Consider the following 25,828-nt stretch of genomic DNA (forward strand, 5'->3'; position numbering starts at 1 on the left):
TTCTCGATGACAACCGCATCAGCCTAGCGGCTGGCCCGGACCGCTCCGACCAGCGGTCGCGGTCGGATGATGTCACCACAAGACCTTCACGCACCCCGTGGAGGGCCTCAGCAGGCCGTGATCTGGAGCAGGCGTGCCGGCCCTTCCTCGGCGACGACGCGGGCCACTCCCGCCTCCTCCAGGCCGAGCAGGCCGGGGTAGCCGACGGTCACCTCGCCGTTGAGACGCTGGCCCATGTCGAGCACGTAGCCCACGTCGAGCTCGCGTACGGCGTCGCAGACGGCAGGGTCGGTCAGTGCCTCGACGAGCGACGACGCGATGAGCGCCCTGGCGGGATCCTTGACGATGCCCATGTGCGGGTAGATGACGGGTCGGTCGGCGATCGCCCAGGCGAGCGCGCTGCCGTCCCACGGGTCACCGGCGATGGCCACCCCAGGGGGGACCACGTCCTCCACGACGTCCATGAACTCGCTCTCGTTCGCGTCGAGCAGGCCGTCGGACCCGACGGCGACCGGATCCGCACGGTAGGCGTGCGCCACGTAGTCGAACGACGAGCGGAAGTGCTCCGTCCGCGGGAGGAGGAGGACCACCGCGAGAGCGAGGACCAGGCCGATGCCTGCCGGAACGAGGTTCCGTGCGCGAGCCGGGGCCGAGCGCGTGGTGTACCGGCACAGCGCGCCCACGGGCGCTGCCAGGCCGACGATCGCGAGAGGTACCGCGAGAAGGGGCAGGAGCGCGGCGATGCGCTGCGGGTCCGCGTACCAGAACCCCGTGAGGGCGCCACGCATCGGGACGTCGATCCCCCGCACGAGAAGCCACAGCCCGACGACGATCGCGTAGGAGAACGGTAGCCAGCGCCAGCGCCGGACAAGGAGCGAGAGCACACCTCCGACGACGACGAGGATCGCGACCGGCCAGTTCGGCACTCCCCCGGCGAGGTTCTCCGACGCCGGGAAGTTCGGCGTGACCAGGGGGTGCATCGCTGTGAGCGTCGCGGCCTCGCGGAGCGCACCCGCAGGCGTGTTCGTGACTGCCCAGTTGGCCTTGCCGACGAAGCTCGAGAGCAGCGGGACCGTCACCACAAGGCCGTATCCGCACGCGACCAGGACCGCGGTCACCGGCCACGGGACCAGAGCCTTCCACCACGGGCGTCCTCGTCGACGGGACCGGCCCGTCGCCCGGACGAGGGCGAGCACCAGCACGGGTGCCGAGACGTAGAGCAAGGCGAACATCCCGTTGGGCTGCGCGAGACCGATACCGACGACCGCGCACGCCACCCCCGCGAGCGCGGGGATCCTGCCGCGCCCGTGCGTGAGGAGCGCCCCGACGACGACGAGCGCGAGGGCGGCGGGCAGCAGCGCGTACGAGTACACGTTGGGATACAGGAGCCCGAACGAGAATAGCCTGTTGGGGAACTGCGTGAACGCGAGGGCGAACGGCGCCGCGAGCGCGAGGAAGAGGACGCGAGGACCGAACAGCGTCCGAGCGAGCAGCAGCATCCCCGCAGGCCAGACGACAGCGGCGATCACCAGTGTGACCCAGTTCGCCGCGGCGGGGATGCTGCCCCCGCCGAGCTGCGCGACGAGCGCCGTGACACCGTGCCACGCCGCGGGGTAGAACGCCGACGACCTCTCCGGCACCGTGAGCGTCATGTGGAGCGAGGACGCGTCGCCGTTCTCGAGGATCATCCGGACGGCATTGAGGTGGTACGGCGTGTCATAGGTTTGCGCGACCCTCTCCGGCCCCCCGACGGCGCCCAGCATCCGACGTAGCTGGGCGAGCATCGCGAGGACCGTCGTCACCGCGACCACCGTGGCGGGGAGAGCCCGGTTCGGGCCCACGAACAGGCGCGGGGCACCTCGGCGTGAGCCGAGAGGGAGCGGCCAGGCGATCGCGCTGGCGACGACCGACGCCCCGAGGACGACCCAGGGGCTCCAGGCGATGCCCGTCGCGCCCGCGACGATCGCGGAGATCCCGATCACGGCGGCCGACAGGACGGGGGCTGCACACCAGGCGACCGCTCCACGCAGCCGCAGCGCGTAGGCGGGAAGGATCCCGGGCAGGACCAGCACCGCCAGTGCGGCGACGGCCACGGGCCACGAGGCCAGCCAGTCCGAGCTCATCTCGGTCACCGTGCCCTGTTGGTCAGCAGGCCGCGGTAGAGCAGCACCCGGGCCTTCTCAGGGACGAGCCGGTAGCCACCCCGCACGGCGACGTTGCGCAGCCACTGGGCGCGCGTCGTGAACCCGATCGCGCGCATGCTCCGCTGGAGCTCGAGCTCGGAGCGCAGGAGCCGCAGACCGCCGCGACGCGCGTAGGCGCCGGCGCCGACCCGGTAGAGCAGCAGCGGCTCACGCAGGTTGAGCCCGCGTGCGCCCGCGGCCAGCATGCGCGCGAACAACCAGTAGTCCTCGAGCAGGGGCAGGTCCTGATATCCCCCGGCCCGGGCCACCGCGGACCGGCGGTACACGACGGTCGGGTGGTTGAACGGTGAGTGGAACCGCGCGCCCGCCGCGATCTGGTCCGTGGTGAGCGGTGGTGTGCGGACGATTCCCGGCTCGTCCTCCGACACGAACTCCTGGATCGCCGAGCCGACGATGTCGTAGCCGGACGCGACCAGCGGGACCTGGCGCGCGAACCGCTCGGGCAGGCACACGTCGTCGGCGTCGGTGCGTGCGACGATCTCGTGGCTGCACGCCGCAAGTCCCGCCTCGAGAGCGAGCGCCAGACCGACGTTCTGTGCCATGCGGACAACCGTCGTCGGAACCGGGCCCCTCTCGATCTCCTCGATAACCGCGCCGAGCGCGGGTCCGACCGGACCGTCCTGGACGAGCACGACCTCGTCAGGCGGGAGGACCTGGTCGAGCGTGGCCGACCGGAAGGCGCGCCGCAGGTGCGCCGCATCGTCGCCGTGATAGACGGGCAGGAGGAGGGTGAACCGAGCGGGCGCCACGGTCATGCCGTCCTCCCGCGCGCCAGCACCTCGACGGCGGCGACCTCCTCGGACACCGGCCCGAGGTCCGCGAGGACCGTCGAGCTCGCCCGAGGTCGCGTTGTCACTCCGTCGCGCAGGCCGCGGGCACCCGCCTCGCGGAGCGTGCCGCGGTCCGACGACCGGCGGAAGGTCCGCGCCCACCGGCGAAGAGACGCGCCGAGGTACAGCACCCGCTCAGCCGGGGAGAGCGCGCGGGACGACCGGAGCAGCCACAGCTTGTTGCGGACCTCGTAGTAGAAGCGCGCGCCGGGGTCGGCGTCGGCCGCCCCGAAGGTCTTGGTCCGGTGCTCGACGACGGACGCTGGGACGTGCAGCCCTGTCCCGCGGCGCAGGAGGCGGGCGGAGTACTCGAAGTCGTCGTTCCAGATGAAGTAGTCGGCCACCGGCAGCCCGTGGTGCCGCACGGCGCGGGCGTCGACCAGCATCGACACGAACGACGACGAGCGCACGGGGACCGCGCCGGCGGCGGCGGCGCGGGCGATCTGCTCCCGGCTCGCGCCAGGACGGCGGCGAGGCGTGTTCATGGGGTGCTCGCGCCCGTCGTGCCACACGACCTTGCTGCCGAGGATCGCCACGGGCTCCGGGTAGGCGTCCCGTGCCGCCAGCAGCTCCGCGAGCGCGGTCGGGGTCGGGATGGTGTCGTCGTCCATGAGCCAGACGAGGTCCGCCCCGCGCTCGACGGCGTGCGCGATGCCGGCGGCGAACCCCCCGGCTCCCCCGGTGTTGCGAGCCAGCGTGAGGACGTGTGGCCTGAGCGGGTGCCCTGCGGCGACGGTGGCCGAGTCGTCGTGGGAGGCGTTGTCCACCACGACGACCTCGTCGAGCGGGCGGGTCTGGGCGGCGAGCGCGGCGAGCGCCTCGACGAGCAGGTCGCGTCGGTCATAGGCGACGACGACCGCGGAGATGCGCATGGTGGTGGTTCCTCGGTGGTAGGACGGACGCCGGGCGCTTGACTCGCGCGGGTGTCAGCTCGGAGGCAGGACGTCGCCGTGGCCGAGGACGACGCGTGGCGTCCCGACCCACAGGGCGGCGTCCGTGATCCCGCGGCCGTCGACGAGCAGGCGGATCCCGGGCAGGTCGGCCGGAGCGACCGACCGGTAGGCGGCGTGGTCCGTCTGCACCACGGCGGCGTCCACCTCGGACCCGAGGGCGTGCGGGGCGAGACCTAGACGACGCAGCTCGTCGTCAGAGTAGAGCGGGTCGTGCACCGTCACGACAGCGCCGCGTGACTCGAGGGCCTCGACCGTGGCGAAGACGCCGGAGAACGCCGTCTCCTTGACCCCACCTCGGTAGGAGGCCCCGAGCACGACGGTACGCGTGCCCTCGAGCGTCCCGAGGAGGCTCGCCGTACGCTCGACCACGCGCTCGGGCATCGAGGCGTTCACCGCTCGCGCCTCACGGACGATCGACGCCGCCGGGTCGACCGAGAGGTAGAGCCGCGGGTAGACGGGGATGCAGTGACCGCCGACCGCGATGCCCGGCCGATGGATGTGGCTGTAGGGCTGGGAGTTGCACGCCTGGATCACGGCGTGGACGTCGATGCCCTGCGAGTCCGCGAACAGGGCGAACTGGTTGGCGAGCCCGATGTTCACGTCGCGGTATGTCGTCTCGGCGAGCTTCGCGAGCTCCGCGGCCTCGGCCGAACCGAGGTCCCAGACGCCGTTGGCATGCGGCAGGTCGTCGCGGTCGTCGAACTCGAGGACCGCCTCGTAGAACTCGCGCGCGAGGCGCGCGCCGGCGTCGGACAGGCCGCCGACAAGCTTCGGGTAGCGACGGAGGTCCTCGAAGACCCGACCGGTGAGCACGCGCTCGGGTGAGAAGACGACGTGGAAGTCCTGCCCCTCGACGAGCCCGGAGACCTCCTCGAGCAGCGGGCTCCATCGCGTGCGCGTCACGCCGACGGGCAACGTCGTCTCGTACGAGACGAGCGTCCCGGGCGTGAGGTGCTCGGCGATCGAGCGCGTCGCGGCGTCCATCCAGGCAAAGTCGGGCTGCGCCGTCTCCTCGTCAACAAAGAGCGGCACGACCACGACGACCGCGTCCGCACCGGGGATCGCGTCGCCGTAGTCCGTCGTCGCACGCAGCCGTCCGGCGGGCACGAGGTCTGCGAGCTTCTCGGCGAGGTGCGCCTCGCCCGGGAAGGGCTCGAGTCCTTCGTTGATCGTCGCGACGAGACCGGCGTTGACGTCGACACCGACCACCTCGTGCCCGCGGTCCGCGAACTGCACGGCCAGGGGCAGGCCGATCTTGCCGAGAGCCACGACGGCGATGCGCATCAGGGGTGTCCTCTGGTGTTGATGGAGGCGACGGTCGCCCGTCAGCATAGATGCCGGGCGGCAGCACGAGAATTCCGCTGCCGGCGATCCTTGCGCCGAGCGGTACGAGGCCCCATGATGTGCTCGCTCGTGACGTTCTCGAACGATCGGATCCCATGGACCAGCACCTCACCGACGGCACGACGGTCTCGTGGGTGCGCGGCCTTTCGATCCTGGTCGCGACGGTGCTGTTCGCGCTGTGCTCGGTCGTTCCCTCACACGCAGCGGATGCCGTCACTCTGGCGGGGACCCTCCGTGGCCCGGACGGTTCTGCGGCGAGCGACGTCCAGATCTGGGCGCAGCTCCTGAGCGACGACGGCACGGTCCTCACCGACGACTTCACGGTGACCGACGAAGACGGCGCGTTCGTCCTCTCCGACCTGACGTCCCACGAGACGTACGTCCTGTGGGTGAGAGACGACCGCGCAGAGCCGGTGTTCTCGATGGGCTACGTGACGGACGATCCGGATGACGCGGTCCATCGGGACGTCACGAAAGCTCGGGTTTACGTGACGGACGACTCCGGCATCCTTGACCTCGGCATCGCTATCGAAGTCGCGCCGACGATCTCGGGCACCTTGTTGCAGGCGGACGGGACCCCCGTGGTCGGGATCGAGATCCTCGCGGTGACGGTCGAGAGCGGCCCACGCCTCGAGCCGCGCGGAGTAGGGCGAACAGGGCTCGACGGTCGATTTGTTCTTCGCGGGGTCGAACCCGGGAGGTATCGGCTCTGGCTTGAAGGCGAACCGATCTTCGGCAACGGGTTCGTCGGCGCATCTGGTGCAGAGCCCGCCCGGCTGGAGGAAGCGCGCGTGATCGACACCTACGGCGGCAACGCGTCGGGTATCGACGCGTCGATCCCTGACGTTCGCCTGCCTGCGGACCAGTTCGTGCTCTCCCAGCCAATGACGTACTGGACCCCGACGACAGGGATCGTCGAGGTCGGCGACGGTGCATTGTCCTGGTTCAGCCTCGGTCACGGCGATCGACTGAACAGCGGGATGGCACTGAGGACCGGCTTCGACGGCCAGACCGTCTACGCTCCCGGCGACTTCTTCGTGGAGCAGCACGCGGTGTTCAACGACATCCTTTCCGTCGACCGCCGCGGGAAGATGTTCCTCTACCCCGGTGGCGGCGGGTCCCTCGGCCCACCGCGGCAGATCGGGCACGGGTGGGGTTCGCTCCGCATCGTCCCGGGCGGCGACGTGGACCAGGACATGTGCGGCGACATCCTCGCGATCGACACGACCGGGCGCCTCCTGTTGTATCGCGGCGACTGCTCCGGCGGCTTCCGCGGCCCGGGTCGCGTGGTCGGCAACGGCTGGACGGGGTTCGAGCTCCACGCCGCCGGCGACCTCGACCGCGACGGGCGCCGGGACATCGTGGCCGTCGACAGCGCGGGCAGGCTCTGGAGCTACGCCGGAAAGGGCGACGGCACGTTTGCGACACGCAGGCAGGTCGGCAAGGGCTGGGGCACCTACACGCTCGCCGCCGGGGCCGACCTCGACGGGAGCGGCTGGGACGACATCGTCGGACGTGACGACGCGACCGGCGACCTCTACCTCTACCGGGGACAGAGCAACGGCACCTTCGCGACGAAGCGGCTCATCGCGACCGGCTGGTAGCACGAAGCGTCGAAGGACGGCCACCCCGAACGGCTCGACCACGGCCCGGTCGACAGCCCTTTCACCCTGCGCGCAGCTGCGCGCCCCGCGTCTGGAGCCACTGTGAACCACTCCGCCCGTCGTCCTGTCGTCACTCTTGTGACGGCCGTCCTGCTCGCTGCGCTGATGTGCGTCACAGGGTGGGGGTCGTCCGCCATGGCGGCCGACGACGTCTCGATCGCCGGCGTCCTGCGCACTCCCGACGGCGCGGTCGCGCCGGGCGCACAGATCTGGGCTCAGGCGCTGGGACCGAACAACGCCACGACGAACGTCGCCTACGACCTCACGCATCCGGACGGCGCGTTCAGCTTGTCGGGACTGACGCCCGGGCAGCGGTACGTCCTGGCGATCGTCGATGGGCGCACCGATCCCGCATACCCGTGGGGATATCTCACCATGGACCCCATGGATCCCCAGCACTCGCTGATCACCCGGGCGCACGTCTTCGTCCCTGGAGTCGAGGGCATCCACGGTCTCGAGGCGACGGTCGAGCGGACGGCGTCGATCTCGGGAACTCTCCGGTGGTCGGACGGATCCTCCGCGGAGGGCATCGAGGTCAGCGCCCAGAGCGCGCCCGACGGATCGGGGTACGTCACGGGCAGCCGAGTCGTCCGCACGAACGCCCAGGGCACGTACACCATCCCTGGTCTTGACCATGCACGCTACCTCGTCCACCTGCAGGGGCCGGGCGTCGTCTCGAACGCCTTCGTGGGCGCGCCAGGCGGCGAGCCCGTCCCCTACGAGGAGGCCCTGGTGGTCGACACGCGACCGGGAGGTGTGGCGGGCATCGACGTCACGATCCCACTGGTGCACCTCCCTCCGGAGCGGTTCGTGCTCTCCCCTCCCCTGGCCGAGCCCTGGCAGGGTGGTGTCGTCGCGGTCCGGGACGGCGTCATCTCCTGGTTCACGCTCGGGGACGACGCGCTGCTCAGTGACGGTGTCGCACTTCGGGCGGGACTCGCCGACCAGACGGTCTACGCGCCCGGGGAATGGGTGCGGGACGGCCAGGGCGAGCGGAGCGACATCCTCACGGTCGACGGACGAGGCAGGATGTTCCTCTACCCCGGAAGCGGCGGAGCGCTCGGGACGCCGCGCCAGATCGGGCACGGATGGGGCCAGCTCCGCGTCGTGCCCGTCGGCGACCTCGACTTCACCACGTGCGGCGACCTCCTCGCGGTGAACCCGACCGGTCAGCTGCTGTTGTACAGAAGCGACTGCGCCGGTGGCTTCCGCGACCCTGCGCGCCTCATCGGCAGGGGATGGACCGGCTTCGAGCTCCACGCAGCAGGGGACCTCGACGACGACGGGAATCCCGACATCCTGTCCGTCGACACGGCAGGTCGCCTCCGGATGTACGCCGGCAAAAGGGACGGCACGTTCTCGGCGGGCAGGCAGGTCGGCAGGGGCTGGTCGACCTACACACTCGCCGCCGGTGCCGACCTGGACGGAGACGGCTCGCCCGACATCATCGGACGCGACGACGCCACCGGACGTCTCTATCTCTACCGCGGGCTCGGCGACGGGCTCTTCGCGACGAGGAGCCTGGCGGCAACCGGCTGGTAGAGCGGCCCGGGGCGAGAGCGGCGCATGTGCGCTGTCAGAGAGACGCCAGAAGGGACGCGGTCATGAACCGCAGCGGCGCCTCCCGGTGGAACGTCGCGCGCGGGCTCCGCGGGACGAGAGTCTCAGGGCGCCCGAACCTCCGTCGTGCGAGCGCTCGTGCGATGAGCTCGCCCGTCGGGATCGAGACGTCCAGGACAGCGTCCAGCAACCGCCGGTCGGCCACGGAGAGCGGGAGCAGCGCGTCGGGTGCGGCGCGCACCAACAACTCGGCGGTCTCCCGCAGCACCTCGCGTCCGCCCGCCTCCCACTCGGGAGTCCCGCGCCGGTTGTACGCGGCTCCGAAGACGTGGATCCGCAGCAGCTTCGTGACGAACGCCACACGAACGTCGTGCGGTAGGACGCCGAACCACTCGGCGCCGACGACAGCGGTCACGCACGCCATCTCGGTCTTGACAGGACGGGGCGCCGCCGTCACACGGTCCTCGGCCTCCTCCCCGAGCCGGTAGGCCGGGCCCGACCGCGCCAGCACCACCCGGCCGGCCGCCCACAACCGCAGGACGAACGCGATGTCCTCCCCCGAGGGGAGGCCCTCGGTCATGCGGAGCGAGAGCCCCTTGATCGTCGTGCGTGAGACCAGACCGAGCGGAGCACTCCGGTACGCGAGCCGATCACGCACGGGATCGAGCGGGCCCGTGCGCCACAGCCGCGTCACCGGCGTGGGCACCGTGGAGCCGGACGGGCGACGGACCCGGGCGATCACGGCATCGGCCGATCTCCGGCGGGCGAGCCCGTGCCATGCATGGATCGCGCCCGGCTCGAGCAGGTCGTCCGATCCCATGACGGAGACGTACCGGCCGGTCGCCGCGTCGATCCCGTGGTTGAACGGACCTGCTGGGCTGGCGATGCCGTCGTCAAGCGCCAGGAACCGGACCCGAGGGTCCGTCGCGTCCGAGCCGTCCCGCTCGAAGGACGCGATCACGGCCTCGACCGGGATGTTGTGACAGACGACGCTCACGCGGGTCCGCACCTGGTCCCCCTCGAACACCGAGGCGACCGCCCGGCCGACCCGGCGGCGTGCGTCGTGCACGGCGACGACCATGTCGACGTCGGGCGCGGAACCCTCCCCGTGCTCAGCCATGCGGCGCCGTTCCTGTGTTGCTCGCTCTCGTCGGGAACAGGAAGTGCTGCTCGAGCACCTCGCGGGACATCGCGCCGTCGTGCATGCGAGCGACGAACTCGGCTCCCGCGGCGGCGGTCGCCCGGTACGCGTCCCGCCGCTCGACGACGGACCGCAGGACGGTCTCGAGAGTGTCGACGCGCGCCTCGACGACCGGCAGCGCCTGGCCGGAGAGCCGACGGACGACGTCGCGGGCGTCCTCGTCCACGTGGGACACCACGAGGCGGCCGGCCGCCATCGCTTCGCACGCCGCGACGCCGTAGTCGCCGAGCCGGAACTGGTCCAGGACGACGTCGGCCTCGCGGATCACCCGCGGCATCTCCTCGTGCGACACCCCGCTGATGGCGCGGTACTCCACGAGTCCCTCGGCGTCGAGCCGTCGCATCACCTGCTCGATCTCGGCCGTCCCCTTGACGATCGGGTTCGACGGGACGTGAGCCACCACGAGCCGTTCACGGTCCAGGCGCGCCGGCTCGCCCGCCCATCGCCCGGGTTCGATGACGACCGGGAGAAAGTGTGCGTCGGGCAGGTCGAGGAGGAGCCCCGGCGTCGTGACGAACACCGGGACGTCGAGCTCGGCGAGCAGCTCGTGGTTGGCGAGCACCGTCCTCTCCAGCTCGGCGACGGGCACCCACGAGTCGTCGGCGAACGGCGACATCGGCTCGCGAGCGGCGTGGCGTGACGGCAACCGGACGTCCGTGCCGTGGCACACCATGCCTAGCTGCACTCCCCCTGCCTGGATCGCCCGGAGCTGCGCCCGGAGGTCCTTGCCGTAGGCGCTGCCGAGCGGGCGGATCTCGGACTCGACCAGCATGTGGGTGAACTCGTCGACGAGCGCTCGGAGCTGACGACGTTGCCAGGTGCGCGAGTGCGCCCCGATCCGTCCGGGCACCGGGTTGTCCGAGGGGTAGCGGAACGTGTTCACGGACTCGAGCACCATGTTCATGGCGGCGACGTCGGGGTTGTGCTCCACCGCACGTGCCCAGCGGTACCCCTGCCCGGCGAAGTTCGCGGGGGCGATCATGAGGCGTACCGCACGCGGTGCCGGCGATGGCGGCGGTGGGATCCGTTCACCTTGGGTACGCGCGACGAGGAGGGAGACCGCGTCCTGGACCGGCGTCGGCAGCGCCCGCCAGAGTTCCTTGGTGCGGCGACTTCTCATGGTGCCTCGATCCAGCGGTCCAGGAGGACGCGGGCGCTGAGCCGCCCGTCATGCGCGTCAGAGACGAACTCGCGGCCCGACGCCGTCAGCTCCGCCCGCAGCGCGGGGTTCAGAGCGAGCGCGCGCACGACGTCCTCGATCGTGTCCGGGGTCGCCTCGGCCACGGGAAGCGCGCGCCCCGTGTCCCGTAGGACGGCCGCCCGGGTGTCGTCGAGCACGTGGCCGACGACGACGCATCCGGCGGCCATGGCCTCGCACGCCGCGACCCCGTAGGAGCCGAGGCGGAACTGGTCGAGGACGATGTCCGCGTCGGCCCAGACGTCCGGCATCGCGCTCGACGGGACGCCGTGGATCTCGCGGTACTCGATCACGCCCTCGGCGGCGAGACGTTGCAGCGCCGGCCGGACGAGCGCTGTGCCCTTCACGGTTCCGTTGCTCGGGACGTGCGCCACGACGGGGGTCCGTCCTCGGTCCGAGGACCGCGGTCTGCTCCATCGCCCCATGTCGACCACGACGGGACACCAGGTCGCCTGCGGGACGTCAGCGAGGAGGTCGGGCGTCGAGACGAAGACGGGCCGGTCGAGCCGGTCGAGCAGGTCCGCGTACCGTCGCGCCAGCCGCTCGAGGCGGTCCACGTAGATCTCCGGGTCCGCGTACGGCGACCACGGCGTCCTGCGGATGTTCCGGCTCGGGAGCCTGACGTCCGTGCCGTGGCACATGAACGCGGTCGAGACTCCTCGCGACTGGAGTTCGGAGACCTCGCTCTCGAGGCTGCGCCCGAGCATCCGTCCGAAGATCGGCCGGCCGGCCTCGAACAGCACGTGCGTGAACCGGCTGACGGCGTCGAGCTCGCCCTCCTGCCACCGGCGCGAGCGGTGGTAGACGGCGACCGGTACCTCCGTGTCCGCGTCGAACGCGAACCCGCCAGGGACCTCGACCGCCATGTTGCGCGCCCCGATGCCGTCGGAGGACCTCTCCAGCGCACGCGCCCACGCGTATCCCTGGGCCGCGTAGTTCGTGGGCGCGATGTACACCCGCACCGGAGCGTCAGGGACGTCCGTGGGAGCCGGGACCTCGGACTCCGAGATGCGGCCGAGGGACAGTGCGGCCAGGCGCCCGGGGACGCTCTCGGGATGGTCGGCGACGTAGTCGATCGACCGGTTCACCCACCGCGGTAGCCGGTTGCGCGAGCCGAGCACCCGTGCGGCGAGCGCCGCCGGCGCCTTGGCGGCTCCATGGAGGGCGCCGACCACCGCCTGGGTGAGGTGGTGAGACGTCACGACGTCGTCGCCCGACGGCGCACGCGCAGGGCGAGCTCTCGCCGCAAAGGCCCGTCGACGTCGAGCAGGTGCCAGGGCCGGAAGGTCATCGCCCTGCTGAGACGGCCTGTCTGCCGGACCGATGCGACAGCGTGCTCGAGCGCGACCGGGGAGATCTCCCCGCGGATGGCGTCGGCGATCCGTCGCTCGGGGCGTGAGAGCGACTCTTCGGCACGCGGTGCGAGATGTCGGAGCCAGGCGGCCACCGTCGCCAAGGCGGTCAGGTCCTCCGGGGTCCACTGGCCTGCGTCCGGTCGACGGACGGTCGCGGGGACGACGTTGAGCCGCCAGAGCTTCGCCGCGATCGCGTGCCGCTCGCGCGCCGGCAGCCGCGCCGGCCAGGTCGTCGTGACGAGGTGCAGGAGGGCCGCCAGCTCTTCTCGCGCGGGCCGCGGCGCGAGCGTGATCCGGACGGGCGCGTCGGTGCCGATGACGTACGGCGGCAGGTACGGGTCGAAGTCGACCCGCCCCCCGTGGACGAGCAGCGCGAGGCCCAGCTCGATGTCCACACCCGTCGGCACGTCCTCCGTGAGGAGGACGCCTACGTCGGACAGGAAGGAGCGCCTGATCAGGCCGAGGGGCGCGGCGCGGTACGCCAACCGGTCGCGCACGACATCGAGATCGAGAGTGCGCCCACGCCTGGTGAGCGGGTCGTGCCAGACGGCTCCGTCCTGGTCGTGTCGCGGCGCGATGAGGTAGTCGGTCCGGTGAGCATGCGCGTGCTCCACCCAACGGTCGACCGCACCCGGTGCAAGATAGTCGTCCGAGCCGACGATCATGACGAACTCGGAGCTTCCCGCCTGCAGGCCCCGGTTGAACGGGCCGGACGGCGACCGCTTGCCGTCGGAGTGCTCGACGACGAGCACACGGTCGTCGTCGGCATGCGCGCCGATCGCGGCGGCCATCTCGGCGGCCGGAATATGATGGGCGACCACGAGTACCCGGACCTGCGTCGTCACGCCGTCGAGGACCGAGGCGACCGTGCGGTCGACGCGTCGACGCGTGTCATGGGCAGCGATGACGATGTCGACGACCGGCTTCGCCACGGCAGCGTCGTGCTCAGGCATCTCGGCGCCCGAGTCCGGCGAGGCCGACCTGCTCCCCGAAGCTGGCGAGCGTCCGGGCGAGACCGTAGAACGTGTCGAGGCCGAGGACCTGACCGTCGTCGAGGTAGCACACGCGGTCGTAGTCCTTGATCGTCGAGAGACGGTGCGCGACGGAGATGATCGTCAGCTTGCCCTGCAGCCCGCGGATCGCCTGCGTGACGTCGTCCTCGGTCTTCGTGTCGAGCGACGACGTCGCCTCGTCGAGGACGAGGATCAGCGGGTCGGTGTACAGGGCACGTGCGATCCCGAGCCGCTGCTGCTGCCCGCCGGAGAGCGCGACACCCCGCTCCCCGATCTTGGCGTCGATGCCCTCGACACGCTCCTGGATGAGGCTCGTGAGCTGCGCCATCTCGAGCGCGCGCCTCACGCGGTCCCGGTCGTAGTCCGCGTCCCACGTCAGCGCGACGTTCTGGGCGATCGAACCGTCGAAGAGGGCGACCCGCTGCGGGACGTACCCGACCCGCGACCTCCACTGGGAGAGCACGTCGGTGAGCGGCATCCCGTCGATCCTGACCGAACCGCCGGTGGGGACGCTCAGCCCGAGGAGGATGTCGATGAGGGTCGACTTTCCTGCGCCCGAGGGGCCGACGATCCCCAGCGAGGAGCCGAACGGGATCTCGAGCGAGAGACCTCGGAGCACGTCCTCGCGCGAGGTGGGGTAGCGGAACCGGACGTCGGACAGGCTCAGCACGCCGGGCTCGTCGGGCAGCGGCTGAGAGTCCGCCACCGCCCGGACCGCCACGCTGCGCTCGGTCGCCCGGATGTCGCCGATGACGTCCTGCGCCGAGGGGATGCTGGCGGTCGCCTGCACCACTCCGGCCTGCACGCCGTTGAGCGCCGGGATCAGTCTGAAGCCCGTGGCCGCGAAGAGCGCGACGGACACGACAGCCTGATCCATCCCTGCCACGGCGTACGTGGTACCCCCGATGAGCAGGAAACCGCCGACGAGGGCCGCCTCGAAGGCGAACTTCGGGATGACGCCCAGGAACGACGCGTTCGCTCGCGCACGGACGGCCCGACGACGATGGGTCGTGACGACTTCCATCACCTGGTCGAGGCGGTTGCGCAGGGTGAGCTCCTTGAGCGCCTCGACCATCTCGGTCATCACGCTGGCGACCCGGTAGCTGGCGTTCCGGTTGACCCGCCCTGCCTCGAGAGCACGTCGCGTGACGAAACGGTTCACCACGAGCGCGACGAGGCCCAGGTAGGTGAACGCGATCGCGGCGGTGAGCGGCTGGGCGACGACGAGGACGAGGAGGATCAGCACGAACGTGGCGGCGTTGCTGGGGATCAGCGCGAGCGGGAGGATGAACCCCATGATCGTGTTCGCGATGCCGCCGTCGGCGATGCGGGTGATCTCCGCGACGGTGCGCTTCGACCGTTCTTCCCAGGTCGAGCGGAGGTAGCCGCTGAAGAGCCGCCGACCGATCTCGAGCTCGTACCTCGCGAAGCGGCGCGTGGCGTTCCAGTGGAGGACCACCGTCAAGGCGCTCTTCACGACGATGAGCGCGCACGCCGCGACGACGACCCACGGCGCCGCCGAGGCCGGGAGCGTGCCGACGATCGGGATGGTGATGTCCGAGCCGGTCACGACCGGGGTGATGACGAGCGCGAGGAGAGCCATCGCGGCGACGTCGAGGACGGCCAGCGCGCTCGTCAGGAACACGTACAGACCGAAGAACCGCTGCGCCCCGCGGGGAAGGAGGGGGAGCAGCTCACGCAAGGTGTTCCAGACGAGCTTCATCGGGAGAGAACCCTAACAGTCGACGAACGGCCGAGAAGCAGCCCTTGCACCTGCACGGAGATGTCAGCCCCCGGTCGCCGGACCAGCCGCGAGCAGCACACTCAAGGCGACGGCGGCTCCGGTAGCGTCGGAGGACGCCCGCTCCGCGATCCACGAACCGGACCGTGCTCGTACGTGGTCGTCCGGCTCCTGGAGGAGCATCCGCACCATCGCCTCCGCGACGGCCTGGACGTCGTAGGCCACCGCGACGCCCAGCCTGCCCTCGCGCACGAGGTCACCGGTCGGACCTGGGCCGACGTGGAGCACAGGGGTCCCGACCGCGGCAGCGGCGAGCGACTTGGTCGGGATCGCGAAGTCGTACCCAACGCCTGGCCTGATGCTCGAGACCGCGACGCGTGCCGCACGGAACCAGCGGGCGACGGCACGCGGGTCGAGCGTCGGCAGGAAGAGGACGGACGCGCCTCCGTCCGGAAGACCAGCCGCGAGCTCCTCCAGCCTGGGCCGCATGCTCCCGTGGCCCATGACCACCAACCTTGCGTCGGGGACCTGTTCGAGGACGTGCCGCATCGCCTGCACGAAGATCTCCGCACCGTGCCACTCCGAGGCGTTCCCGGCATACAGGGCGAACGGACCGCTCGGTGCAGCGGGCTCTGGCTCGACGTCCGGCCGGAAGATGGTGGTATCGACCCCGTGCCGCACGACCACCACGTCCCGGGCGCCGAGCGCACGGACGCGGTCCTCGACCTCGGGCGTCACCGCCACGGTCCGTCGTGCGCCACGAAGCGCGAACCGCTCGACGGCCCTGACGGCTCGCACCACGACCCGGGGGGCGCCGGTGGACTCCGCGGCGTCCGAGACGACGTCCGCGGCGTAGTAGACGTACGGCACACGCCGCACGGCGCACGCCACGCGGACGACTGCTCCGGAGGTCGGCGGCGGTTCGACGACGACGACGTCCGGGCGCCTGCGGAAGAGGAGACGGACGAGAAGCGGCACGTCGAAGCTCAGGTACTGCACGTAGCCCCGGACGTAGCCGGCTCGGTCACGGAGCACCGGCCAGCGACGAACCCTGACCTCGGTCGGGAGGTCCCCAGCCTCGATCTCGCCCTGCGGGGCCCGCGTCGTGACGACGTCGACGGACGAGCCCGCCGTCGCGAGGGAGCGGACGAGTGCGGCGAGCCGGAACGAGGCAGCTGCCGGCTCGGGGAGGAAGATGCGGCTCGCGACAACCACGTGGCGCCGTCCGTCGCGCGGGGTCCCACCGGTCCTCGGCACCTAGCCACCCCGTCTCGTGGAACCGGCGAACCTTCGCGCAGTCGGAGGCGACATGAAGAGCAGTCGTCCGGCGTACCGCCGGGTCGCGACGTCGTACAGCGCCACCGCGACCACGACGAGAAGCACCGTGACCACCGGGGTGAAGAGGACCCCGATGACTGGCGACTCGGGCGCGACGTCCGTCCTTCCCCACACCGCCCGCGCCGCTGCGACCACGAGATTGAGGAGGAGCGGATGAAGGAGGTAGATCGGGAGCGTCCGGCGGGCGAGGTACTGCGAGGCGTCGCGCACCCGGGCCGACCGGCACGCGATCGAGGAGAGCGACGCCATGCCGAGGATCCCCAGGACGGTCAGGACGTAGCCCCACTTCGAGTCCGCACCGCCGACCCAGTACACGAGGTAGGCGATCGCGGCGAAGGCCACGAGCGTGACGGCGATGGTCGACGGACGCGTTCCCGCCGCCACCACCCGGAGCGCCGCTCGCTTCAGGAAGCAACCCGCGGCGAACCACACGAAGAACCAGGCCCAGCGGCCGACGTTGGTCCCGAGGTGGACCCCGAGCTGGCCTACGAGCATCGCACTCACCGAGCTGGCGCCGATCCAGAGGACTCCCGCGCCGACGAGGACCGCGGGGGCGAACCGCCGGAGCGACCGTGCGACGACGAAGAAGACGACGAGCGCCGAGAGGTACCAGTACGCGTTGCCGCCGCCCGGAATCGACTCGAGCGTCACGCGAGAGCCCGACACGACATCCTGCCCGAGATAGCCCACCGCGTACGCCGGGGCGAACAGCAAGGACCACAGCGCGAAGGGCCAGAGCAGGTCCGCGATCCTCGGGCGGACGACCTCGCGCCACGGACGCTGGACCGCGGACGCCGCGAGCAACCCCGACGCGAAGAAGAACAAGGGCATGCGCACGGGGAGCAGGATCGTGTTGAGCCGACCCCAGAGCGCACTGTTGAGGCCTTGGGCGTCGGGCGGCAGGAGGTACGCCGCGCCAGCGTTCCCGACGTGGTACAGGACGACGAGAACGATCGCGACCGCCTTCGCGGTGTCGATCCAGTCGATCCGCGGCGTCGCGATGACGGGCGCATCGACGACCGCGCGGGTCTCCGTGCTCACGGTCGGAGGCGCCGCAGGCCACGTTGGGGTACGCACGACCCCTCCGTGGCCCGCGATGACGATTCGACGGTCACGCGCCTGCCTTCACGACGGTGTTGACGCCGGCGACGATGCGCTCGAGGTCCTCCTGCGTGAGCGAGGGGTGCACCGGGAGCGAGATGACCTGCTGCGCGGCGATCTCCGTCTCCGGCAGGTCGAGGCCGGGCGCGAAGTGCTTGAGGCTCTCGAGACGGTGGTTCGGGATCGGGTAGTACACGCCCGAACCGACGCCGTGCTCCTCGCGCAGCGCGGAAACGACGCGGTCGCGGTCGTCGGCGACGCGGATCGTGTACTGGTGGTAGACGTGCTCGGCCGTGTCCGCCACGGGCGGCACCACGACGCCCTCGAGGTTCGCCGAGAGGAACGCGGCGTTGCGCTGGCGGTCCGCCGTCCAGCCCTGGACCTTGGTCAGCTGCACCCGGCCGATCGCCGCGTGCACGTCGGTCATCCGGGCGTTGAAGCCGACGACCTCGTTCGCGTACTGGCGCTCCATGCCCTGGTTGCGCAGCAGACGGACGTTGCGCGCGATCTCGTCGGTCGCGCACGACACCATGCCGCCCTCGCCCGACGTCATGTTCTTCGTCGGGTAGAGGCTGAACATCGCGAACGCGCCGAACGAGCCGACCGGGCGGCCGTCGAGCGTCGCACCGTGCGCCTGCGCCGCGTCCTCGAAGAGCAGGAGCCCGTGCTCGTCGGCGATCGCGCCCAGCGCCGGCATGTCGGCCGGGTGCCCGTACAGGTGCACCGGCATGATCGCCTTCGTGCGCTCGGTGACCGCGGCGCGCACGGCGTCGGGCGCGAGGCAGAAGTGGTCGGGCTCGATGTCGGCGAAAACAGGGGTCGCGCCGGTGAGGGCCACGGAGTTCGCGGTGGCCGCGAACGTGAACGAGGGGACGATGACCTCGTCGCCGGGCCCGATGCCTGCGGCGAGCAGCCCCAGGTGCAGGCCAGAGGTCCCGGAGTTCACCGCGACACACGTGCGGCCGCCGACGAGGACGTCGGCGAACTCCTGCTCGAAAGCTGCGACCTCGGGTCCCTGCGCGATCATGCCGCTGCGCAGGACGCGGTCCACGGCCGCACGCTCGTCGTCCCCGACGATCGGCTTCGCCGCAGGGATCAGTGTCTGGCTCATTCGGCCGCAACCTCTCTGATGGTCTCGTCGTGCTCTTCGTACCGGGCCCCCGTGACGGGGCACACCCAGTGCTCGCCGTCGCGGCGGAGCGGCTGCCCCGCCCGACCCACCCAGCCGACGCGTCGCGCCGGCACCCCGACGACGATCGCGTGGTCCGGGACGTCCTTGGTGACGACCGCGCCTGCGGCGACGGTCGCCCAGGCTCCGATGGTCACGGGAGCGACACAGACGGCCCGGGCGCCGATGGCAGCACCCTCGCCGATCGTCACGCCCACGGCGTGCCAGTCGTCAGCGCTCTTCAGGGACCCGTCCGGGTTCACGGCACGAGGGTAGGTGTCGTTGGTGAGCACCACCGCAGGACCGATGAACACGCCGTCGCCGAGAGACGCCGGCTCGTAGACGAGCGCGTAGTTCTGCACCTTGCAGTGGCGCCCCATCTGGACGCCCGTCCCGATGTAGGCACCACGCCCGACGACGCAGCCCTCCCCCATCTGGACGCCCTCGCGCACCTGTGCGAGGTGCCAGATCTGACTGCCGTCACCGATCGTCGCGTCGTCAGCGACGTCAGCGCTCGGCGCGATGCGCACGCCCATGCGTCTGGTGCTCCTTCGTCGGTCTGCAATGGCAGGGGCTCCGTGCGATCCGGGCCGCCGCGTCGCAAGGTTACCCGGCCGACGCCGTCGGCTCGACCGACCAAGGTCCCGAGTCCGGTCGGCGTGCTGCAACAATGGGCGCCATGCCTGAACCGGACGCGGCGGCCCCCGGCCGCCCGCCCATCCACGAAGCGCGTTACGCCGACGCGTGCCTCGTCGTCCCCCTGTACAACGAGGGTGCCGTCATCGGCGAGGTGGTCAAGGACGCGACGGCCGTCTTCCCGCACATCGTGTGCATCGACGACGGCAGTGCGGACGACTCCGCAGAGCGCGCACGACAGGCCGGAGCGACCGTGCTCCGCCACGCCGTCAACCTTGGGCAGGGTGCAGCGCTCCAGACGGGTATCGAGTACGCGCGGGAGCTGCCCGGCGTCCACTACCTGGTGACCTTCGACGCCGACGGGCAGCACCAGGTCGACGACGCCGCCGCGATGGTCGACCTGGCGCGGGAGAACGACCTGGCGATCGTGTTCGGGTCACGGTTCCTCGACTCCCGGACCCGCCCGGGGCTCCTCAAGCGGCTCGTTCTGCGCACCGCGGTCTGGTTCACGAACCAGAGCACGGGTCTGCGGCTCACCGACGCGCACAACGGCCTGCGTGTGATCCGGGTCGACGCGGCGCGCATGATCGACCTCCACCAGGACCGCATGGCCCACGCGAGCGAGATCGTCCTCCAGCTCGGACGCACCCGGTTGCCGTGGCGCGAGCACCCCGTCCACCTCCTGTACACCGAGTACTCGAGGTCGAAGGGCCAGTCGTTGTGGAACTCGGTCAACATCCTCGTCGACCTCGTCTTCAAGTAGGCCGGACCGCCCATGCTCATCGAGATCGTCCTCGTCGTCGCGATCGGCGTCGTCACCGTGCTCCTCACCCGGTCGACCGCGAACGCACGGCATCAAGCCATCCGTCGGCTGCTCCTCGCGGGGTTCGTCGTCGTCGCCGTCGTGTCGGTCCTGTACCCGGCCTGGCTGAGCTATCTCGCGAACCTGCTGGGCGTCGGCCGTGGCACGGACCTGCTCCTGTACGCGCTCGTCATCGCCTTCGTGAGCTACATCGCGACGAGCCACCGGCGCGCGAACGTGCTGGCTCGCAAGATCACGCTGCTGACACGAGAGCTGAGCCTCGCCGAGGCGCGGATCGCGCGCGTCGATGCCTCGGTCGACGAGCTCGGTCACCGCGAGGTGCCACGGGACGAGCGCCCGGGCTCCTGACGTCACACGGGCCGACCCTGCACAAGTCCTCCACCCTGCGAGCCCTCCCCCCGCGCGGTGACGTTGCACACGCCGCCTATGCTCTTTTTCCGTGACATCCCGTTCCCGTGCCCAGAACCGCACCGCGGCGGCTGCCAAGCCGTCGCGCGCGCCTGCGCACGCACGGAGCCAGCGCACGCACCGCGTCGCCCGCACGGTCGGCCTCGTCACGACGGCGGTGCTCGCGTTCGGCGCGGTCGGCGGTGCCTCCGCGCTGTCGAACATCCAGGGCAACATCGGGTCGTCGAAGGGCCTCGAGCTCCTCACCGACCGCCCGGAGCAGACGACCCCCGACCCGAGCGACCCGAACGCCGGGAAGCCGTTGAACATCCTCGTGATGGGTTCCGACCAGCGCGGTGGCGAGAACGGCCACGAGGTCGCGGGCGTCGAGGGCATGCGCTCGGACACGACCATCCTCGTCCACGTCTCGGCCGACCGGTCGCGCGTCGAGATGGTCTCCATCCCTCGCGACTCGCGCGTCGACATCCCGGCGTGCAACACGACGAGCGGCGAGACCACCGCACCGGCGAACACGCGGTTCAACGCCGCGTTCGCCAACGGCGCCATGACGGGCGGCGACGTCGACTCCGCCGCGGCGTGCACGATGCAGACGGTGGAGAGCCTGACAGACGTCTTCGTCGACGGGTTCGTCGTCGTGGACTTCGCCGGCTTCCAGAACATGGTGACCGCGATCGGCGGCGTCCCGATCTGCATCCCGGAGGCGATCGACTCGCCCAAGGCGGACCTCCAGCTCGCCGCGGGATGGCAGACGCTCGACGGAGCCCAGGCGCTGGGCTTCGCGCGTGCTCGGTACGGCGTGGGCGACGGCTCGGACCTCAGCCGCATCGGCCGCCAGCAGCAGCTCCTCGCCGCGACGGTGAACCAGGTCCTGTCGAAGAACGTCCTCTCGGACCTCGGCCAGATCTACGGCTTCGTCGACGCGGGCACCAGGTCGCTGACGATGAGCGAGAACCTCGCGTCCATCCCGAGCCTCGCCGGGCTCGCCTTCAGCCTCAAGGGCGCGACGAGTGGCAACATCACCTTCATGACCGTCCCGAACGCGCCGGACCCGCAGGACCCCGACGCGAAGGTCGTGTGGACCTCCGAGGCCGACGAGCTGTGGGCGAAGGTCCGCGCCGACGAGCCGATCGTCACTCCGCCGGCTCCCGCGACCGAGCAGCCCGCCGCGGAGACCGGCGAGGCCCCGTCCGCCGAGTCGACGGTGCCGTCGCAGACCGAGGGGGGCGACGGCGCGGCAGGCACGGACCCCGCGGCGCCCGTCGAGCCGGCACCGGTGCAGACGAAGGACGCCGGCAAGGAGGCGTTCTCCGCCGCCGACGAGACTGCGCAGTGTGGGTGACCCGGCCATGACGGATCCGACGCGCGACCCTCGTTCCCTCCCCCCGAGCTTCACGCCGCAGGGCGGCCGCTCGCCCCGCCCGTCGTCGATCGACGACGCGATCGCCGTCGGCAACAGCGGCGCGCGTGGAGCCGGACGTCCCCGTGCCGTTCCCGACGACGCCGTCCGCGCCGAGCCGCGCATCAAGCGTCAGTCGTCGCGCGAGATCCCCGTGACCCCGCCGCGCAAGAGCACGCCTCCGCCGGCACCCCCGTCACGCGGCACGCGTGCGCGGTCCGACGCCGTGGCGTCGGCCGCCGCCCCGCCGTCCGTCGCCCCGGCGCGTGCACCGCAGCGCGCGACGGCGACCCCGGCGCGCGTCTCGTCGTCCCCCCGAGCGAGCGCCCAGGCCGTGAGCTCTGCCCCGCGCGCCCGCTCCGCGGCTCCCGTCGTCCGACCACGGCCTGCCCGTGCGCCTGGCTCCGGCGGGGGCCGACCGCCGTCGGGCCCCGCGGCCCCGCGTGCGGCGGCGGGTGGCGGCTTCCGCGTCCGCAAGGGCCGTGTCGTCGGCCTGGTCGCCGGAGTCCTCGTCGTGGCGCTGCTCGCGTGGCCGGTCGGCCTGCTGATCTGGGCCAACGGCAAGATCGAGCACATCGAGGCGCTCTCAGGGGCTCCCGGCACGCCTGGGAACACCTATCTCCTCGCGGGCTCCGACGCGCGGGGAGAGGGCATCAGCGAGGACGGCACCGAGGGCGCGCGCACGGACACGATCATGGTCCTGCACGCTCCGGCGAGCGGGCCCGCGGCGCTCATCAGCCTGCCTCGCGACACCTACGCGGAGATCCCGGGCAACGGAGCGAGCAAGCTCAACTCGGCGTACTCGTGGGGCGGCGCTCCGCTGCTCGTCCAGACCGTCGAGGGGCTCACGGGACTCACGATGGACCACTACGTCGAGGTCGGGTTCGGCGGGGTGGAGGGCATCGTGGACGCCGTCGGCGGCGTGGAGCTCTGCCTCGACTACGACGTGAACGACCCGAAGAGCGAGCTCGTGTGGGCCGCCGGCTGCCACGTCGCGGACGGGCACACCGCGCTCGCGTTCTCCCGCATGCGGTACTCCGACCCGAAGGGCGACATCGGGCGCGCCGAGCGTCAGCGTCAGGTCATCGGCGCGATCAGCGCGAAGGCCGCGAACCCCAGCATCGCCTTCCGCCCGTGGGACCAGGTCTCGCTCCTCGACTCCGGCCTGGGCGCGCTCACGGTGGACGACAGCACGGGGATCGTCGACCTCGGCAAGCTCGCGCTCGCGTTCCGTGCGGCGAACGGTCCCGAGGGCATCACCGGTACGCCCCCGATCTCCAACCCCGACTACCGGCCCGGCGGGAACGTCGGGTCCACGGTCCAGCTCGACCCGGAGACCGTCGGTCAGTTCTGGGTCGACGTCCGGGACGGCAACCTGCCACCCGGCCAGGTGGGCGGTCTCCCGCAGTAGCCGGGGATCCCCGCCGGTCGAGCCGGTCCGGGGAAGAAGGCGGAGAGCTCAGGCGCCGAAGCCCGTGCGCTGCTCCCCCGCACGCGACGCGCGCAGCCGCGCGCCCTTGGCACGGGCCTGGTCGCCCAGGTCCGTCTGGAACGCGACCATGCGCTCGCGCAGGCGAGCGGCGTCGTCGTCCGTACCCGATGCGAGGATGCGCGCCGCGAGCAGGCCCGCGTTGCGCGCGCCGCCGACGGAGACTGTCGCGACGGGCACGCCCGCGGGCATCTGCACGATCGACAGGAGCGAGTCCATGCCGTCGAGGTGGCGCAGCGGGACCGGGACGCCGATCACGGGAAGTGGTGTGACGGCGGCGAGCATGCCGGGCAGGTGCGCCGCTCCCCCGGCACCCGCGACGATGACGCGCAGGCCACGCTCGGCGGCGGTCCGGCCGTAGTCGATCATCTCGACGGGCATGCGGTGCGCGGAGACGACGTCGACCTCGACGGGCACCTCGAACTCGGCGAGCGCGTCGGCCGCGGCCTCCATGACGGGCCAGTCGGAGTCAGAGCCCATGACGATGCCGACGACAGGGTTCACGCTCATGCTCGCTCCTCGTTCGGGGTGCCCTCGGGGCGCTCGCCCCGCAGGATCGCGGCGGCGGCCGACGCCCGACGGCGGACCTCGTCCAGGTCGTCGCCGCTGACGTTCACGTGGCCGAGCTTGCGCCCGGGGCGCACGCCCTTGCCGTACAGGTTGACCTTCGCGTCGGGGTGGGCGGCGAGGACGTCGGGCAGCGCGTCGGTCAGCTCGCCGAGCGCGGAGCCGAGCACGTTCGCCATGACGGTCCAGCGCGCGCTGGCGGAGGTGTCGCCGAGCGGCAGGTCGAGGACGGCGCGCAGGTGCTGCTCGAACTGGCTCGTCACGGCACCGTCGATGGTCCAGTGGCCGGAGTTGTGCGGGCGCATCGCGAGCTCGTTCACCAGCACCCGCGGGCTCGCGTCCTCGGGGCCGGGGGCGACCTCGAACATCTCGACGGCCAGCACCCCCGTGACGCCGAGCCCCTCCGCGATCCGCACGGCGGCGGCGCGAGCGCGCTCGGCCTCGGCGTCGGTGAGGCCGGGTGCGGGCGCGATCACCTCCGCGCACACGCCGTCGCGCTGGATCGACTCGACGACGGGCCACGTCCGCACCTCGCCGCGACCGTCGACCCCGCCCGAGGGCCGGCGCGCGACGAGCACCGCGAGCTCGCGCGTGAAGGGCACCTTCTCCTCGACGAGCAGCTCGGGCCCGCCCGCCGCTGCCGACTCGATCCACTCGGCGACCTGCTCGGGCCCGCCGTCGGCGACCGAAACGACGCGCACGCCCTTGCCGTCGTAGCCGCCGCGCGCCGTCTTGACCACGGCCTCGCCGCCGACCTCGGTGAGGAAGTCCGCGAGGGCCGTGCGCGCGGCGTCGGGCTCGGTCGGCAGCGCGGCCCAGCGCGGGCACGGGACGCCGAGCTCGGTGAGCCGGCGCCGCATGACGATCTTGTCCTGCGCGTGCACGAGCGCGTCGGGCCCGGGGCGCACGGGCGTGCCGTGCTCGAGGAGGTCGGTGAGCAGGGCGTTCGGCACGTGCTCGTGCTCGAACGTGAGCACCGCGGCCGCCTCGCCCTCGGTGGGCGCGATGAGCGTGCGGATCGCCGCCTCGTCCGACGCGACCCCGACGGGGGCGTCGACGACGACCTGGGCTGCCGACGAGTCCGGCGCCTCGACGAGCACGCGCAGGTGCACGCCGAGCTCACCGGCCGCGGGGGCCATCATCCGTGCGAGCTGTCCTCCGCCGACCACGGCGATCACTGGGGCTGCCACGTGCACCCACCCTAGTGCCTGCGCGACGGGCCGCCGCTCCCGCCCCCGAGCCGGTCGCTCGGCGCGGCCCCTCGGCAGGGCGCGCCCAGGGCGAGCCGGTAGCCTCGTCGGATGACCAGCGACCTCGACCGGCGGGCGGACGCGAGCGCGTCGCCGGGCGCGCCCGCCCGCGCACGTCGCGACCGCGTCGTCGCACGGGTGCGCGAGCTGGCCAAGTTCGGGTCGGTGGGTGCGCTCGCGTACGTCGTCGACCTGGGCCTCTTCAACCTCCTGAGCTTCGGCCCCGGCGAGGTGCTGGGCCACAAGCCGCTCACGGCGAAGATCGTGTCGGTCGCGGTGGCGACCCTCGTCGCCTGGGTCGGCAACCGCTACTGGACGTTCTCGGCGCGGCGCACGCAGACCCGCGGCCGGGAGCTCGCGGCCTTCGTCGTCGTCAACGTCGGCGGCATGCTCATCGCGGTCGGGTGCCTCGCGATCTCGACATACGCCCTCGGGCTCACGTCTCCGCTCGCGAAGAACGTCTCGGCGAACGTCGTCGGGCTCGTGCTCGGCACCGCTTTCCGCTACCTCGCCTACCGGCACCTCGTGTTCACGGGCGGTCCGGCGACGGACGACGACCCCCGCGCGGGACGCGTCCCCTCCCGCTGAG

Annotated in this window: 22 protein-coding genes; 7 read left to right on the forward strand and 15 right to left on the reverse strand. The window is 71.7% G+C overall.

Annotation, left to right across the window (positions count from 1 at the left end; translation table 11 throughout):
- Positions 1–107: 107 nt before the first annotated feature.
- The 4 genes from ACMXGY_RS15315 to ACMXGY_RS15330 are packed head-to-tail and all read right to left on the reverse strand — an operon-like array spanning position 108 to position 5,271.
- Positions 108–2,123 carry a DUF6541 family protein gene (locus ACMXGY_RS15315; RefSeq protein ID WP_483773839.1) on the reverse strand — a complete coding sequence of 672 codons (2,016 nt, stop codon included), beginning with the start codon at positions 2,121–2,123 and terminating at the stop codon, positions 108–110.
- A gap of 5 nt (positions 2,124–2,128) precedes the next feature.
- Entirely contained in the window at positions 2,129–2,959 is an 831-nt protein-coding gene (locus ACMXGY_RS15320) for a glycosyltransferase (protein WP_483773840.1), read from the reverse strand.
- Positions 2,956–3,906: a glycosyltransferase gene (locus ACMXGY_RS15325; RefSeq protein WP_483773841.1), complete on the reverse strand. Its 951-nt coding sequence runs from the start codon at positions 3,904–3,906 to the stop codon at positions 2,956–2,958. The genes ACMXGY_RS15320 and ACMXGY_RS15325 overlap by 4 nt, the downstream gene beginning before the upstream one ends.
- 54 nt (positions 3,907–3,960) lie before the next feature.
- A complete protein-coding gene (locus ACMXGY_RS15330) occupies positions 3,961–5,271 on the reverse strand; it encodes a nucleotide sugar dehydrogenase (protein WP_483773842.1) in 1,311 nt (436 codons plus the stop codon).
- A 155-nt stretch (positions 5,272–5,426) separates the two neighbouring features.
- On the opposite strand from ACMXGY_RS15330, the gene ACMXGY_RS15335 reads away from it, so the two are divergent.
- Positions 5,427–6,935, forward strand: coding sequence for an FG-GAP-like repeat-containing protein (locus tag ACMXGY_RS15335; RefSeq protein ID WP_483773843.1), 1,509 nt, complete (start codon positions 5,427–5,429; stop codon positions 6,933–6,935).
- A 102-nt stretch (positions 6,936–7,037) separates the two neighbouring features.
- Positions 7,038–8,537 carry an FG-GAP-like repeat-containing protein gene (locus tag ACMXGY_RS15340; protein WP_483773844.1) on the forward strand — a complete coding sequence of 500 codons (1,500 nt, stop codon included), beginning with the start codon at positions 7,038–7,040 and terminating at the stop codon, positions 8,535–8,537.
- Between the two features lie 34 nt (positions 8,538–8,571).
- Here ACMXGY_RS15340 and ACMXGY_RS15345 read toward each other — a convergent pair whose 3' ends face one another.
- From ACMXGY_RS15345 to ACMXGY_RS15385, 9 genes are all read right to left on the reverse strand, one after another.
- The gene (locus tag ACMXGY_RS15345; protein ID WP_483773845.1) at positions 8,572–9,675 is read right to left on the reverse strand and encodes a glycosyltransferase; all 1,104 of its coding nucleotides are present in this window, start codon (positions 9,673–9,675) and stop codon (positions 8,572–8,574) included.
- The gene (locus tag ACMXGY_RS15350; RefSeq protein ID WP_483773846.1) at positions 9,668–10,738 is read right to left on the reverse strand and encodes a hypothetical protein; all 1,071 of its coding nucleotides are present in this window, start codon (positions 10,736–10,738) and stop codon (positions 9,668–9,670) included. Before ACMXGY_RS15350 ends, ACMXGY_RS15345 begins: the two co-directional genes overlap by 8 nt.
- A 134-nt stretch (positions 10,739–10,872) precedes the next feature.
- Positions 10,873–12,156: a glycosyltransferase family protein gene (locus ACMXGY_RS15355; protein WP_483773847.1), complete on the reverse strand. Its 1,284-nt coding sequence runs from the start codon at positions 12,154–12,156 to the stop codon at positions 10,873–10,875.
- On the reverse strand, positions 12,153–13,262 hold the full coding sequence (locus ACMXGY_RS15360; protein ID WP_483773848.1) for a glycosyltransferase family 2 protein: 1,110 nt from the start codon (positions 13,260–13,262) through the stop codon (positions 12,153–12,155). The genes ACMXGY_RS15355 and ACMXGY_RS15360 overlap by 4 nt, the downstream gene beginning before the upstream one ends.
- Positions 13,255–15,045, reverse strand: a complete 1,791-nt coding sequence (locus ACMXGY_RS15365; protein ID WP_483773849.1) for an ABC transporter ATP-binding protein — start codon at positions 15,043–15,045, stop codon at positions 13,255–13,257. The genes ACMXGY_RS15360 and ACMXGY_RS15365 overlap by 8 nt, the downstream gene beginning before the upstream one ends.
- Before the next feature lie 63 nt (positions 15,046–15,108).
- Positions 15,109–16,278, reverse strand: coding sequence for a glycosyltransferase (locus tag ACMXGY_RS15370; RefSeq protein WP_483773850.1), 1,170 nt, complete (start codon positions 16,276–16,278; stop codon positions 15,109–15,111).
- Positions 16,279–16,320: 42 nt separating this feature from the next.
- Positions 16,321–17,442 (reverse strand): acyltransferase family protein, encoded by a 1,122-nt coding sequence (locus ACMXGY_RS15375; RefSeq protein WP_483773851.1) that lies wholly within the window; start codon positions 17,440–17,442, stop codon positions 16,321–16,323.
- 70 nt (positions 17,443–17,512) lie between these two features.
- Positions 17,513–18,613, reverse strand: coding sequence for a DegT/DnrJ/EryC1/StrS family aminotransferase (locus tag ACMXGY_RS15380; RefSeq protein ID WP_483773852.1), 1,101 nt, complete (start codon positions 18,611–18,613; stop codon positions 17,513–17,515).
- Complete coding sequence (locus tag ACMXGY_RS15385; protein ID WP_483773853.1) at positions 18,610–19,206, reverse strand: acyltransferase; 597 nt, start codon at positions 19,204–19,206, stop codon at positions 18,610–18,612. Before ACMXGY_RS15385 ends, ACMXGY_RS15380 begins: the two co-directional genes overlap by 4 nt.
- Positions 19,207–19,349: 143 nt before the next feature.
- On the opposite strand from ACMXGY_RS15385, the gene ACMXGY_RS15390 reads away from it, so the two are divergent.
- From ACMXGY_RS15390 to ACMXGY_RS15405, 4 genes are all read left to right on the forward strand, one after another.
- A complete protein-coding gene (locus ACMXGY_RS15390) occupies positions 19,350–20,069 on the forward strand; it encodes a glycosyltransferase family 2 protein (protein ID WP_483773854.1) in 720 nt (239 codons plus the stop codon).
- A 12-nt stretch (positions 20,070–20,081) separates the two neighbouring features.
- Positions 20,082–20,477: a DUF2304 family protein gene (locus tag ACMXGY_RS15395; protein WP_483773855.1), complete on the forward strand. Its 396-nt coding sequence runs from the start codon at positions 20,082–20,084 to the stop codon at positions 20,475–20,477.
- 91 nt (positions 20,478–20,568) lie between these two features.
- Positions 20,569–21,876 (forward strand): LCP family protein, encoded by a 1,308-nt coding sequence (locus tag ACMXGY_RS15400; RefSeq protein ID WP_483773856.1) that lies wholly within the window; start codon positions 20,569–20,571, stop codon positions 21,874–21,876.
- Between the two features lie 7 nt (positions 21,877–21,883).
- Positions 21,884–23,344 (forward strand): LCP family protein, encoded by a 1,461-nt coding sequence (locus tag ACMXGY_RS15405; RefSeq protein WP_483773857.1) that lies wholly within the window; start codon positions 21,884–21,886, stop codon positions 23,342–23,344.
- A gap of 48 nt (positions 23,345–23,392) precedes the next feature.
- On the opposite strand, the gene purE is transcribed toward ACMXGY_RS15405, so the two are convergent.
- Both purE and ACMXGY_RS15415 read right to left on the reverse strand, forming a co-directional pair.
- Entirely contained in the window at positions 23,393–23,932 is a 540-nt protein-coding gene (gene purE / locus ACMXGY_RS15410; protein WP_483773858.1) for a 5-(carboxyamino)imidazole ribonucleotide mutase, read from the reverse strand.
- Positions 23,929–25,179, reverse strand: coding sequence for a 5-(carboxyamino)imidazole ribonucleotide synthase (locus ACMXGY_RS15415; RefSeq protein WP_483773859.1), 1,251 nt, complete (start codon positions 25,177–25,179; stop codon positions 23,929–23,931). The genes purE and ACMXGY_RS15415 overlap by 4 nt, the downstream gene beginning before the upstream one ends.
- A 111-nt stretch (positions 25,180–25,290) precedes the next feature.
- Here ACMXGY_RS15415 and ACMXGY_RS15420 point away from each other — a divergent pair, with 111 nt between their 5' ends.
- The gene (locus ACMXGY_RS15420) at positions 25,291–25,827 is read left to right on the forward strand and encodes a GtrA family protein (RefSeq protein WP_483773860.1); all 537 of its coding nucleotides are present in this window, start codon (positions 25,291–25,293) and stop codon (positions 25,825–25,827) included.
- The last annotated feature ends 1 nt before the right edge of the window (position 25,828 follow it).

The organism is Cellulosimicrobium sp. G4 BAM 1002 (assembly GCF_057126935.1).

Bases quoted from the DNA above. Each gene is read 5' to 3' on its own strand.
- ACMXGY_RS15380 (WP_483773852.1), bottom strand. From the start codon at position 18,613: ATGAGCCAGACACTGATCCCTGCGGCGAAGCCGATCGTCGGGGACGAC.
- purE (WP_483773858.1), bottom strand. From the start codon at position 23,932: ATGAGCGTGAACCCTGTCGTCGGCATCGTCATGGGCTCTGACTCCGAC.
- ACMXGY_RS15395 (WP_483773855.1), top strand. From the start codon at position 20,082: ATGCTCATCGAGATCGTCCTCGTCGTCGCGATCGGCGTCGTCACCGTG.
- ACMXGY_RS15315 (WP_483773839.1), bottom strand. From the start codon at position 2,123: ATGAGCTCGGACTGGCTGGCCTCGTGGCCCGTGGCCGTCGCCGCACTG.
- ACMXGY_RS15320 (WP_483773840.1), bottom strand. From the start codon at position 2,959: ATGACCGTGGCGCCCGCTCGGTTCACCCTCCTCCTGCCCGTCTATCAC.
- ACMXGY_RS15330 (WP_483773842.1), bottom strand. From the start codon at position 5,271: ATGCGCATCGCCGTCGTGGCTCTCGGCAAGATCGGCCTGCCCCTGGCC.
- ACMXGY_RS15385 (WP_483773853.1), bottom strand. From the start codon at position 19,206: ATGGGCGTGCGCATCGCGCCGAGCGCTGACGTCGCTGACGACGCGACG.
- ACMXGY_RS15390 (WP_483773854.1), top strand. From the start codon at position 19,350: ATGCCTGAACCGGACGCGGCGGCCCCCGGCCGCCCGCCCATCCACGAA.
- ACMXGY_RS15325 (WP_483773841.1), bottom strand. From the start codon at position 3,906: ATGCGCATCTCCGCGGTCGTCGTCGCCTATGACCGACGCGACCTGCTC.
- ACMXGY_RS15335 (WP_483773843.1), top strand. From the start codon at position 5,427: ATGGACCAGCACCTCACCGACGGCACGACGGTCTCGTGGGTGCGCGGC.
- ACMXGY_RS15360 (WP_483773848.1), bottom strand. From the start codon at position 13,262: ATGCCTGAGCACGACGCTGCCGTGGCGAAGCCGGTCGTCGACATCGTC.
- ACMXGY_RS15365 (WP_483773849.1), bottom strand. From the start codon at position 15,045: ATGAAGCTCGTCTGGAACACCTTGCGTGAGCTGCTCCCCCTCCTTCCC.
- ACMXGY_RS15420 (WP_483773860.1), top strand. From the start codon at position 25,291: ATGACCAGCGACCTCGACCGGCGGGCGGACGCGAGCGCGTCGCCGGGC.
- ACMXGY_RS15405 (WP_483773857.1), top strand. From the start codon at position 21,884: ATGACGGATCCGACGCGCGACCCTCGTTCCCTCCCCCCGAGCTTCACG.
- ACMXGY_RS15345 (WP_483773845.1), bottom strand. From the start codon at position 9,675: ATGGCTGAGCACGGGGAGGGTTCCGCGCCCGACGTCGACATGGTCGTC.
- ACMXGY_RS15350 (WP_483773846.1), bottom strand. From the start codon at position 10,738: ATGATCGCCCCCGCGAACTTCGCCGGGCAGGGGTACCGCTGGGCACGT.